The organism is Sulfuricurvum sp. (assembly GCF_023250475.1).
Classification (GTDB): Bacteria; Campylobacterota; Campylobacteria; order Campylobacterales; family Sulfurimonadaceae; genus Sulfuricurvum.
This window is the reverse complement of record NZ_JAHFAQ010000074.1, coordinates 1-11,209: the sequence shown is the minus strand read 5'-3', so window position 1 is coordinate 11,209 and position 11,209 is coordinate 1. Positions and strand designations below refer to the sequence as shown.

Genomic DNA, 11,209 nt, shown 5'->3' with positions numbered 1-11,209 from the left:
CGGCCGAAATCATCTTTATTGGCATGAGGGTACTCGATCCGTTTTTTGATATCTTTGATCGTTACCAACCCTTTAAGTAATCCGTTATTATCGATAATCGGAAGCTTTTCAATTTTGTTAATGTGCATCATTTGCTCAGCTTCGGCCAATGTGATCCCGGCTTGTGCCGTCACCAACGGCATTGGAGTCATCGCATCAATGGCTAACTTCGACAAATCTTTCTCAAAACGCATATCACGGTTCGTCAAAATTCCCAGGAGTTTATTGTGTTCATCCACAACCGGAACACCGGAGATTTTAAATTCGTTCATCAATGATTCCGCATCTTCAAGGGTAGCATCCGGATGAACATAGATCGGATCGATAATAATACCGCTTTCCGATTTTTTCACTTTTTTGATCTGTTTGACCTGTGTTTCGATATCCATATTTTTATGAATAATCCCGATTCCGCCCAAATGGGCCATCGCTATCGCTGCACGGTACTCGGTTACGGTATCCATAGCCGCAGATACCATCGGAATATTGAGGGGGATATTACGGGTTAACATCGTTTTCAGACTCACCTCTTTAGGGAGAACCTCAGAGTATTTAGGGATGAGCAATACATCTTCAAAAGTGAGGGCGCGTTTACGAATATTCATGAGGTTATCCTTGTAGTTGAGTTTCGAGACTAAGTGCCCCGTTAAAGAGTGTTTGCTCTGCATACGGAGCGGCTATGAGTTGAAGACCTACGGGCATACCGTTTTCAGCCGTATCAACAGGAATCGAGATTGCCGGAAGTCCTGCGAGATTGACTGAAATCGTATAAATATCGCTCAAATACATCTCAAGCGGATCGCTAAGGGCTCCAAACTCGTAGGCGGTACGGGGAGCTACAGGGGTTAAAATAAGATCAACTTCTTCGAAAATCTTATTATACTCCTCTTGGATCAATCGACGTACTTTTTGCGCCTTAACATAATAGGCATCGTAATAGCCCGAAGAGAGAACAAAGTTACCGAGCATTATACGACGCTGCACTTCGGCACCAAATCCTTGCGAACGGGTTTGAAGGAACGTATCTTTTAGATTCTCCCCTTCAACACGATTTCCGTAACGGATACCGTCATAGCGGGCAAGGTTGGTTGTGGCTTCCGCTGTTGCGGTGATATAGTACGCTGAAATATCGTATTTCGGATCCATCAGGCTTTTCTCAACGATGGTGTGTCCCGCGTTTTTAAGTGCTTCTACCGCTTTGGCATACCCTTTACGGACATCTTCGGAGGCATCTTTGACATAGTCAGGTACGATTGCAATTTTTAGTTTTACATTGCCATCGAGTTTATCACTAACGGTGCCGTCATTACGCTCTGCAGACGTAGAATCTTTCGGATCATGACCTTGGATGATATCGTACAAAATTGCCGCATCTTCAACATTTTGGGTCATCGGTCCGATCTGATCGAGGGAACTCGCATACGCACCTAAGCCGTAACGGCTGACACGACCGTAGGTAGGTTTCATACCGACGATTCCGCAAAACGCCGCCGGTTGACGGATCGATCCGCCGGTATCGCTTCCCAAAGCCGCTACCGCAAGCCCCGCCGCTACTGCCGCAGCCGAACCGCCCGAACTTCCTCCCGGAACACAGTTGTGATTAAGGGGATTGAGCGTTTTACCATAGCAGCTGCTCTCAGTCGTTGAACCCATCGCAAACTCATCCATATTGGTACGTCCAAACGGAGACATATTGGCTGCTAAGAGTTTTTCGATAACGGTCGCGTTATAAGGGGCAATGTAGCCTTTGAGAATATTGGACCCTGACGTTACCGACCATCCTGTGACTTGGATGTTATCTTTGATTGCGATCGGAATCCCCTCGCCGACATTAAGAACATCGATATACGCATTCAATTCAGGATTGGCGGCAATCTTGGCTTTCAACTCTTCTTTAAGTGAGTTAAGTTCTTCTTTCGAGAGTTTTAACGCCTCTTTGAGTGTTATCATACACTTTCCTTTCTACGTTTTGCTTGTTTGACCATCGCAATCCCTGCGGCAATTACGACAAAAATAGCCCCGACAGTTTCTCCGATAAAGCTCATCGAAACAGGCTGTGTGAGATCGATCATACTGCAACTACCTGGGCACAACGCGGACAAAGAGTCTCTTCGTCTTCACTGTGGTATTTCCAGCAGCGCGGGCATTTGGCTTTAGATGCAAGGGATATATTGAATGTATCCCCCTCGATCTCAAACGTTCCCAAAACATCTTTGAGTTCACAGGCACACCATTTTGAGATGACCAAATACTCTTCGATATCCGCTTTTTTCATTGCTTTGGTAGACTCTGACTTCGTAGAGATAACGAGTTCAAGGGTATTTTTGATCACCTTCTCTTTTTTCAATCCGTCCACGATCTCATTAAATTTTTCACGGATCACTTTCATCGTTGCGTCATCCCAGCTGCTCTCAACCGCTTCGATAGAAGCATACGTTACATCGAAGATATCCTTTGCCTCTCCCTTTAAAATAGAGGGGGCATTGTCGAAAATCTCATCGGCAGTATAGGTCAAAATCGGAGCGATCAATCCGAGCATCGATTTAGCGATGATTGCCATGGCACTCTGTGTTGAGCGGCGTTCCGGTGAAGAAGCACCGTCACAATACATACGGTCTTTGGTGATATCGATATAAACCCCGCTAAGTTCATTGACGATGAAATAGTTCAATCCGCTCATCCCGTGAACGAAATTGTATTCGCCGAACAAACGATGGGTTTCATCAAACACCTCTTTGGCTTTGGAGACGATCCACTTATCGATCTCACCCATTTCGTTGTATGGGACAATTGTTTCCAATCCATCGAGATTCGCCAGCATAATACGGAACGTATTTCGGAGTTTTCGGTATTGATCCGCCGTTTGCTTGAGAATATTTCCGGAGATTTTCAAATCTCCCTGATAGTCGCTCATCGCTACCCATAGACGCAAAATCTCAGATCCGTACTCTTTGAGAACCGATTCGGGAGCGACGACATTCCCTTTGGATTTGGACATCTTCTCGCCCTTCTCATCAACGGTAAATCCGTGAGTGAGAAGCGCTTTGTACGGAGCGATATGTTCCACCGCCGTACTCAAAAAGAGTGAGCTTTGGAACCATCCGCGATGCTGATCGCTTCCTTCGATGTACAAATCAGCCGGATATTCTCCCGCATCGTAGTTACGAGATTTAAGAACTGCATTCCAGGTTGAGCCGCTATCAAACCAAACGTCGAGAATATCAGAAACTTTTTCGAGTTCATCCGCTTTGTACGGGCATCCCGGATAGAGGAGTTCTTGGATAGACATCGAGTACCACGCATCGGTGCTGTGCATCTCAAAAATCATCGCGATAAAGTTGAGAACTTTCTCATCCAAAATCACTTCTCCCGTCGCTTTAACGCGGAAAAATGCGATAGGGACTCCCCAGTCACGCTGACGTGAAATACACCAGTCTGGACGGTTCTCGACCATTGAACCCAAACGGTTACGTCCGCTCTCAGGATAAAACGCCGTTTTAGCTACTTCGGCCTGAGCAATTTCGCGAAGTGTTTTTGTTTCACCCTCAGGAGTTCCGTCCACACTGATAAACCATTGCTTCGTCGCACGATAAATCAATGGAGTATGGCTTCTCCAGCAGTGTGGGTAGGAGTGACGGAATTTAGAGACTTTAAGCGCTTTGTCACCAAGTAATTCGATAATCGGTTCATTGCATTTAAAGATATGTTTACCGACAAACTCTTCAGGATTCGGAAGGAGTTTTTCACGGACGACGGTGTTATCATAACATCCCGTCTCATCGACCGGCATCACCACTTCGAGGTTGTAGCGAAGCCCGATACGGTAGTCGTCTTCCCCGTGACCCGGAGCGGTGTGAACACATCCCGAACCGTTCTCCATCAAAACGTGCTCGCCGAGTACCAAATGGGAACCGCGTCCGTTAAGAGGATTGATCGCATAGAGATTTTCGAACTTTTTTGCTTCGATTTTTTGAACGACGCTTCCGGTCAATATACCCTCTTCGATCAGTGCAGTGTAACGTTTCTCAGCGACAATGTAACCATCCGACGTACGAACATAGATTTCATCAGGATTAAGAGAAATTCCCGTATTGGCAGGTAACGTCCAAGGGGTCGTCGTCCAAATCACGATGGCGGCATTACCTTCGATTCCGACACGTACTTTGGCTTCATCGGAGAGTTCAAATGCGACATAAATCGAGTAGTCCTCTTTATCTTCGTATTCCACTTCCGCTTCGGCAAGCGCGGTACGCTCTGCCCAGCTCCAATAAACCGGTTTGGAACGCTCGATCAACAGCCCTTTTTTCGCTACAGAACAAAGGGTGCGATAGATATTCGCTTCAAATTTGGAATCCATCGTCAAATACGGATTATCCCAATCGGCGATAACACCCAGTTTTTTAAACTCCGCGCGTTGAATATCGACAAATTCACGTGCGTGATCGCGGCACATTTGGCGGACTTCGGCCGTACTGAGAAGCTCTTTTTTCTGCTTTCCGCCCAGTTTTTTCTCGACTTGCTGCTCGATCGGCAATCCGTGACAGTCCCAGCCGGGAGTAAAGCGAACCGATTTTCCGTTGAAATAATGATATTTGACAATAATATCTTTAAGCACTTTATTCAGCGCATGGCCGATATGGGTATGGCCGTTGGCATACGGAGGACCGTCATGCAGGGTAAAGCTTTTCGCATCAGCACGATTAGCTTTCATGCGGCCGTAAACGTCTTTGGCAATCCACGCGGCATAGCGTGTCGGCTCGTTTTGAACCAAATTTCCGCGCATCGGAAATTCGGTCTGAGGTAGAAGGAGGGTCTCTTTATAATCCATCTGTTACCTTATAGAAAAAGTGGTGCATTATATCTTTTAGGTGATTAAATTTTGCTGTCACTATGCTATACTATCCCAAATTTATACACGGGAAAACCATGAAACGTGATGTTATTTTCGTAGGCAATCGACTGATTTTGAACGAAGCGTATGAGCGCTATATCCTTCGAAGTATTAAAAACCGCCTCACTTCCATTGATTCAATCAACTATTTTGAAGAGTCGGACAAAGGGTTGTTTTTACACCTCGAGGGGCTTTTAAAATACGAATCCAAACTCATCATCGTTACGACAAAAAACACTTTTACTATTGTAGGAAAACTTCTCAGTACCGTCACCGCCGACAATCAGGTTTTAAAAGAGCAGATGCTGATCCCCTCCCGTGCCAGCGTACTTGAAAACGGAAGCTATCTCCTTACCCATAACAGTTCGGAAGTCAATGTCATTTTGGCAACGGAGGGAAAAGTGCTCCCTCAGATCCTGATCGACGACGAATCACGTTTTGCCACCATCCACCTTTTCAATGAAGAGCTCCTCAGCGCCCAAACCCTCCTTGAACCTTTAGCCCAAAATTTCGATGTCAAACTTGAATTCAGCGAACTCATCGAAGGATGGTTAAAAATCCGTATCCATACCCGCAAACACGGAAACCTTTCCCAATTTATTGCATCTGCACGGGGGCTTATGCACCATAAAGTAATTGCCGCCACCAATATTGCCGCATTTATTATTGAGAAACTAAGTCAACGCCACAGAAAACTCTCGTTTGCCGAAAGTTGCAGCGGCGGATCCCTTGCCCATTTTTTCACATCCCAAAGCGGAGCTTCCACTATTTTTGATGGCTCCCTGATTACCTATTCCAATACCCTCAAAGCCAACTGGCTCGCTGTTGATGATGCAGCCCTTGAGCATCACGGCGCCGTAAGCGCCGAAGTTGTTTTAGAGATGTCCGAGGGGGCTATGAATGTCAGCTTTTCCGATTATGCGCTCTCTATCAGCGGTGTAGCAGGACCTACCGGAGGAAGTGATACCAAACCTGTAGGAACGGTCTATATCAGTGCACGATCAAAAACGTCTGTCCATACGGAACGTTTTCATTTCGAAGGAGATCGCAACTACATCCAAGAACAAAGTGTTCTGATGGCTGTCAAAATGCTCCTCAATAGTGACAAAGAATTATTTTTTACCTAAATCGTTCTTTCTCCTTGACAAAACAACATCTTTCCCCTATAATTTCGCCCTCACAATCGTCCAGTTTTGATGATTGAAGAGGTCCCGTTAGCTCAGCTGGTAGAGCATTTCACTTTTAATGAAGGGGTCGATGGTTCGAATCCATCACGGGACACCATATTGTTGATTTAAGTGACCCTTTCGTCTAGTGGCCAAGGACACTATCACTTCATGGTAGGAACAGAGGTTCAAATCCTTTAGGGGTCGCCACATGTTTCGAATGTTATTTGATTTTACAAATGAGATGATTTTTCATCTTAATTTGGGAGTTTAGCTCAGTTGGTAGAGCGCTACCCTTACAAGGTAGATGTCACAAGTTCGAGTCTTGTAATTCCCACCATAATTTTTGGCTGCAGCGGTAGTTCAGTTGGTTAGAATGCCTGCCTGTCACGCAGGAGGTCGCGGGTTCGAGTCCCGTCCGCTGCGCCATATGTTATTTTGATTTTTTACGCACATTAAACGGGAGTTTAGCTCAGTTGGTAGAGCGCTACCCTTACAAGGTAGATGTCACAAGTTCGAGTCTTGTAATTCCCACCATTCGTTTAGGTTGCAGCGGTAGTTCAGTTGGTTAGAATGCCTGCCTGTCACGCAGGAGGTCGCGGGTTCGAGTCCCGTCCGCTGCGCCACCTTTACCCTCTTCTTTTTTACAATCCGTTTTTTAATTCTCTTGACTATATGCTTTTTGCGCTTGATTGACACTTGTTAATAATTTAAACTCCGATACACTGCTCTGCGACTTCCCAGATTCCAATGCACTCAGTGAAATAGTAACTCCTGAATCCAATGTCGGGCTCACTTTCCCTTCGGATAATACCGTTTTTTTGTTCTCTGTCATGGATGGAGTTTGAGTCGGTTCCTCTTTTTTTGCACTTGTAAGATCAGGCTGACCTACTTGAACGGCTTGAGGATAAGGGGATTTAAAAGTATATGAACTCACTTGCATAATACACCTCCTGTTTGAATAACTATAAACCTCTCTTTAGAAAACTTCGCTTAAAATAGAAAATTACTTCCCTCAAATTGGTTGAAGAGTTCAAACGGTGTAAGAAATCATGGAGCAAAATCTTATGATAAATATCGAATAGCCCGTCCTAATACATGAGAAAACTGCTCCAAGCTTTCAGATGTCCCTTCGATCTCAAATATTCCCCCTTTTTCTCCGAAATTTTTTGTCACAATCCTAATATTCTGTTGCGTACATTCATATTCAACCATAGAAATATAAGGATAATCGCACTCTATTTTTTGAACTAAACGCTTTTCATAGGGGAATAAAACTGCTTGGGAGTATGCTGCATTTGCCGCTTCGGCATAGGCGCGTACCAACCCGCCGGGCCCCAACTTCGTTCCGCCGAAATAACGTACCGTGATGATTGCGGTATTGATCAGTTCATGTCCTTGCAATACCGCTAAAGTAGGTTTCCCCGATGTCCCTTTGGGCTCACCGTCATCCCCGCTGTATTCGACGATCTGATCAAACGCATTAAGACTTCGGGTAGCACTGACAAAATGGACAGCTTTAGGGTGGAGGTATCGTAATCGCTTCATCTCTTCTTCATAGTATTCCATAGGCATCAAAAACGCGATAAATTTCGATCCTTTGATCTCGATTGTATCTGAACTTATCGCATTGACCGTAACCATAAAACCCCTTCTTAATAGTGCCATTATATAATATCGCCATGAAACTTACCCCTCAACAATCACTATTGCATTGGTATAAGACCCACGGTCGCCATGATCTTCCATGGCGTACGACTGATAATCCATACCATATCTATATCAGTGAGATTATGCTCCAGCAGACACAGGTCAAAACCGTATTGGAGCGGTTTTATTTTCCATTTCTCGAACGATTCCCCACTCTCTCAGAATTAGCCGAAAGCCATCAGGATGATGTCCTAAAAATGTGGGAGGGGCTTGGGTACTACACAAGAGCCAAAAATCTCCATCATGCCGCCCGTCAATGCGGCGGAAATCTTCCGAATAATGCCCATGAACTTATGAAACTTTCCGGGATAGGACGCTCTACCGCCCATGCGATTGCCGCATTTGCCTACCGAGAGAGCCTCCCCATACTCGATGCAAATGTCAAACGGATACTTCACCGCTATTTCGCATTATTGAAACGGGATGAAAAGAAACTATGGGAATACGCATATACCCTCTTTGATTCCAAACATCCGTTTGAATACAATCAGGCAATGATGGATCTGGGTGCAACTGTCTGTTTAGCTAGAAAGCCCCTCTGTGCCGTTTGTCCGTTAGAGGCTACGTGCCAAGGAAAATCTGAACCGCTCACTTATCCTGAAGCAAAAATAAAATTGCAAAAACCTGTCCGAAATCGATCAATTATTATCCATAAGAGAGATAACCGTTATGCACTCACGCAACGTACTGAGCGTTTTCTACACGGGCTCTGGGGATTTTTTGAAGCGGTGGAAGTAGCGAATGCTACTCCACTGGGACATATCACACAGCATTACAGCCATTTCACGTTGGAAGCCGATCTGTATCTTTCTGAGGAGTCATTTGATAATGAGAGGTACGAGTGGTTTACACTGGAAGAGATTAAAGATTTATCCCTTAGTTGTGCCGATCACAAAGCGGTTGCCCTTATAAAGCAAACCGTTTAGGATCGAAGAAGGTATCATCACTGATGTGACCGAATGCGGAGTTGATAGAGACGAAAATATCAGGATATTTCTCTTCCATCTCGGAGAGCATTACTTTCATGCTGGCCCGTGCATGAGGCATTTTGACGTCAAATCGCATTGCCGGACATGCCTCATCACCGATAGTCGGCATTTCGTTTTCCAAAGCACAGGCTGAAAGCTGACGTTCTCGCATCTGAATCAAAGGACGGATAACAATCAACCCGTTCCCTGCTTTGTATTTAGGGGCAAGAGCACGCATATGCCCGTTATAAATCAAATTCATAAAAAAGCTCTCAGCAGCATCATCGAGATGGTGTCCGAGAGCTACTTTATTGCATTCATATTCTTTGGCGGCACTGTACAATGCACCGCGTCGCATACGGGAAAAGAAACTGCAAAACGAAGAGTTCTGGCGGATTTTTTCTCCCGCTATTTCATACGTGTTGGTCTCATAAATCTTGTGCGGGATTCCATGCTCGATACAATGGGCAATCAGCGCAGAAAAATCTTCTCCCATACCGTAGGTAACCGTTACGGCAAGAATTTCAAATTTAAACGGAGCTCGACGTTGCTGTTCTCGGAGCGCATGAACCATCGTAAGCGAATCTTTTCCGCCGCTAAGGCCGACAAGGATTTTGTCACCCTCTTCAATCAAACCGAATTCGGCATTCGTGCGTCCGATTTGACGCATGATTTTTTTGCTGAGTTTAATGCCCAAGATGCTCAACCATACTCAAAATAAATTTTGCACTCACTTGTGCCGAACTTTTGAGAAATGTATCAAAATCCATCCCGGCATCCCCATCAGCCGTGTCACTGATTGCACGAAGGACAAAAAACGGAACACCGAAGTTGTGGCATACACATGCCACGCTTGCCCCTTCCATTTCTAATGCATCGGCATTAAATGTTGTTTCAATCCATGCTTTACGTTCTGCTGAAGCAACAAACTGATCCCCGGTAGCAATAATTCCCTCTTTTACTTTTACACCCATATCTTCAGCGACCCGTGATGCGATAGATAAAAGCGATTTATCCGCTTCGATCATCACCGAACCCTCAGGAATATAACCGAATGGGTGTCCAAACGCTGTAATATCGACATCATGCTGACACAATGCACTCGCCATGACGAGATCGCCGATTTTTAACTCTTTGCTGATCCCCCCTGCTACCCCGCTGAAAAGAAGTTTTTGGGCATGAAAACGCTCAATCATAACCGAAGCGGTAATAGCCGAAAAGACTTTCCCGATTTTCGAATAGGCGATTACCAGTTCATGTCCGCCATACGTACATTCATAGAAAACGTTCCCTGCGTGTTCAATAGTACTATATTCCCCAACTGTTTCCAAAATCGGATCGATCTCTTCGCGCATCGCGCCCATGATTGCTATTTTCATTTTTATCCTTATGTATATTTAACTAAATATCGACCCAGTTTTTTTAGACTCTCATCAAGAGAACAGATTCTCTCTTCCTTATCAAAAAGAGACAAACGATACTCGGTTTTCCCCATGGGAGAAATAACCCGGCTTCCGCCCCAAAATCCTAATCCGTCTTCAAATCCGATCCGATTGACGAAAACAACATAATTGTGGCTCAATAATGCCGCAGATTTTAGCAACGCATCCCATTGAGACTCGATCATTATTCCCTCATCGGTAAAATCACGTGCCGGAGAAGCCGCTAACACGTAAATAATCTCTGCATCCGTCTTGGCAATCACACCTATCGTCTCTGCGCGCCACAGGTCCTCACACACGACCATAATCGCATTCCCATGAGGAGTTTGAAACGAAACAATCTCATTGCCTGCGTTAAAATAACGCCCTTCTTCAAACATTCCATACGTAGGGAGATGATTTTTATGATGGATATGGAGCAATTTACCCTCAGAAAAATAAAGAGCGCTGTTAAAAACACGTCCTTCGTCCCAAAGTGCCGCACCGATAACAATATCGCATTGCTCACTCGCTTTTTCCAGATCACGCAACTCTTCAATTTTCCACGCATCTTCAAAGAGCTTGTCTTGTAGAAGATATCCGCTGAGAGCGAGTTCGGGGAAAACGATGACATCTGCACACTTATTTGCCTCTACTAAAGCAAGAACATCAGTAAGGTTTGATCGACTCAGTTTTGGTGCCGACTGGATCAGAGCAACTTTCATACGAGTACTTCGCACACCTTTGCAAGCGATTCCATATCCGAAATTCCGAATGTCTCGACATCCGGAGCATTTCGTTTATTCAGCCCTTTCAGGACCGCCCCGTTACCGAATTCGATCATCATATCGATCTCACCCGTAATGGCTTCAATCGATTGTTTGTATTTCACCGGCTGAATGAGCTGAATTTTTAGAAGATTTAAGGCATCCTCTTTAGCCGCGTATTTTTCGGTTGTTACATTGGAAACGATCGGAGCACTAAAAGAGTCAGAAACCATTTTTTCCATCACTT

At 45.0% G+C, this 11,209-nt stretch carries 11 protein-coding genes, 6 tRNA genes and 1 pseudogene; 8 read left to right on the top strand and 10 right to left on the bottom strand.

The features are described 5' to 3' along the window. The 4 genes from Q0C19_RS07985 to ileS all read right to left on the bottom strand — a co-directional run. The coding region (locus Q0C19_RS07985) for an IMP dehydrogenase (protein WP_295054880.1) at nucleotides 1–644 on the bottom strand (644 nt) is incomplete at its 3' end. A gap of 4 nt (nucleotides 645–648) precedes the next feature. Then, nucleotides 649–1,989 (bottom strand): Asp-tRNA(Asn)/Glu-tRNA(Gln) amidotransferase subunit GatA, encoded by a 1,341-nt coding sequence (gene gatA / locus Q0C19_RS07980; RefSeq protein WP_295054877.1) that lies wholly within the window; start codon nucleotides 1,987–1,989, stop codon nucleotides 649–651. Continuing rightward, nucleotides 1,986–2,111, bottom strand: a complete 126-nt coding sequence (locus Q0C19_RS07975; protein WP_295054874.1) for a hypothetical protein — start codon at nucleotides 2,109–2,111, stop codon at nucleotides 1,986–1,988. Before Q0C19_RS07975 ends, gatA begins: the two co-directional genes overlap by 4 nt. Continuing rightward, the gene (ileS, locus tag Q0C19_RS07970) at nucleotides 2,108–4,867 is read right to left on the bottom strand and encodes an isoleucine--tRNA ligase (RefSeq protein ID WP_295054871.1); all 2,760 of its coding nucleotides are present in this window, start codon (nucleotides 4,865–4,867) and stop codon (nucleotides 2,108–2,110) included. Before ileS ends, Q0C19_RS07975 begins: the two co-directional genes overlap by 4 nt. 98 nt (nucleotides 4,868–4,965) lie before the next feature. Between ileS and Q0C19_RS07965 the strand changes: the two genes are divergently transcribed. The 7 genes from Q0C19_RS07965 to Q0C19_RS07935 all read left to right on the top strand — a co-directional run bounded on the left by Q0C19_RS07965 (nucleotide 4,966) and on the right by Q0C19_RS07935 (nucleotide 6,722). Further along, the gene (locus Q0C19_RS07965; RefSeq protein WP_295054868.1) at nucleotides 4,966–6,057 is read left to right on the top strand and encodes a CinA family protein; all 1,092 of its coding nucleotides are present in this window, start codon (nucleotides 4,966–4,968) and stop codon (nucleotides 6,055–6,057) included. An 81-nt stretch (nucleotides 6,058–6,138) separates the two neighbouring features. Further along, nucleotides 6,139–6,214, top strand: a tRNA-Lys gene (locus Q0C19_RS07960). Nucleotides 6,215–6,230: 16 nt separating this feature from the next. Continuing rightward, a tRNA-Glu gene (locus Q0C19_RS07955) sits at nucleotides 6,231–6,306 on the top strand. Between the two features lie 54 nt (nucleotides 6,307–6,360). Further along, nucleotides 6,361–6,436, top strand: a tRNA-Val gene (locus Q0C19_RS07950). 12 nt (nucleotides 6,437–6,448) lie between these two features. Then, a tRNA-Asp gene (locus tag Q0C19_RS07945) sits at nucleotides 6,449–6,525 on the top strand. A gap of 32 nt (nucleotides 6,526–6,557) precedes the next feature. Further along, a tRNA-Val gene (locus tag Q0C19_RS07940) sits at nucleotides 6,558–6,633 on the top strand. Between the two features lie 12 nt (nucleotides 6,634–6,645). Beyond that, a tRNA-Asp gene (locus Q0C19_RS07935) sits at nucleotides 6,646–6,722 on the top strand. 32 nt (nucleotides 6,723–6,754) lie between these two features. Here Q0C19_RS07935 and Q0C19_RS07930 read toward each other — a convergent pair. Continuing rightward, nucleotides 6,755–7,039: a hypothetical protein gene (locus Q0C19_RS07930; protein WP_295054865.1), complete on the bottom strand. Its 285-nt coding sequence runs from the start codon at nucleotides 7,037–7,039 to the stop codon at nucleotides 6,755–6,757. A 122-nt stretch (nucleotides 7,040–7,161) separates the two neighbouring features. After that, the gene (locus tag Q0C19_RS07925) at nucleotides 7,162–7,740 is read right to left on the bottom strand and encodes a YigZ family protein (RefSeq protein ID WP_295054862.1); all 579 of its coding nucleotides are present in this window, start codon (nucleotides 7,738–7,740) and stop codon (nucleotides 7,162–7,164) included. A 38-nt stretch (nucleotides 7,741–7,778) separates the two neighbouring features. On the opposite strand from Q0C19_RS07925, the gene mutY reads away from it, so the two are divergent. Beyond that, the gene (mutY, locus tag Q0C19_RS07920; RefSeq protein WP_295054859.1) at nucleotides 7,779–8,732 is read left to right on the top strand and encodes an A/G-specific adenine glycosylase; all 954 of its coding nucleotides are present in this window, start codon (nucleotides 7,779–7,781) and stop codon (nucleotides 8,730–8,732) included. Here the strand turns inward: mutY and Q0C19_RS07915 are convergent. The 4 genes and pseudogenes from Q0C19_RS07915 to Q0C19_RS07900 form a co-directional block, all read right to left on the bottom strand. Continuing rightward, nucleotides 8,713–9,444, bottom strand: a complete 732-nt coding sequence (locus Q0C19_RS07915) for an ATP-binding protein (protein WP_295054883.1) — start codon at nucleotides 9,442–9,444, stop codon at nucleotides 8,713–8,715. The two genes, mutY and Q0C19_RS07915, sit on opposite strands and share 20 nt — an antisense overlap. Nucleotides 9,445–9,460: 16 nt before the next feature. Beyond that, nucleotides 9,461–10,153, bottom strand: coding sequence for a 5'-methylthioadenosine/adenosylhomocysteine nucleosidase (locus Q0C19_RS07910; RefSeq protein WP_295054857.1), 693 nt, complete (start codon nucleotides 10,151–10,153; stop codon nucleotides 9,461–9,463). A gap of 8 nt (nucleotides 10,154–10,161) precedes the next feature. After that, nucleotides 10,162–10,920 carry a nitrilase-related carbon-nitrogen hydrolase gene (locus Q0C19_RS07905; RefSeq protein WP_295054854.1) on the bottom strand — a complete coding sequence of 253 codons (759 nt, stop codon included), beginning with the start codon at nucleotides 10,918–10,920 and terminating at the stop codon, nucleotides 10,162–10,164. Beyond that, a pseudogene (locus Q0C19_RS07900) lies at nucleotides 10,917–11,209 on the bottom strand (malonyl CoA-acyl carrier protein transacylase); the annotation flags it as partial. The pseudogene Q0C19_RS07900 and the gene Q0C19_RS07905, both read right to left, overlap by 4 nt.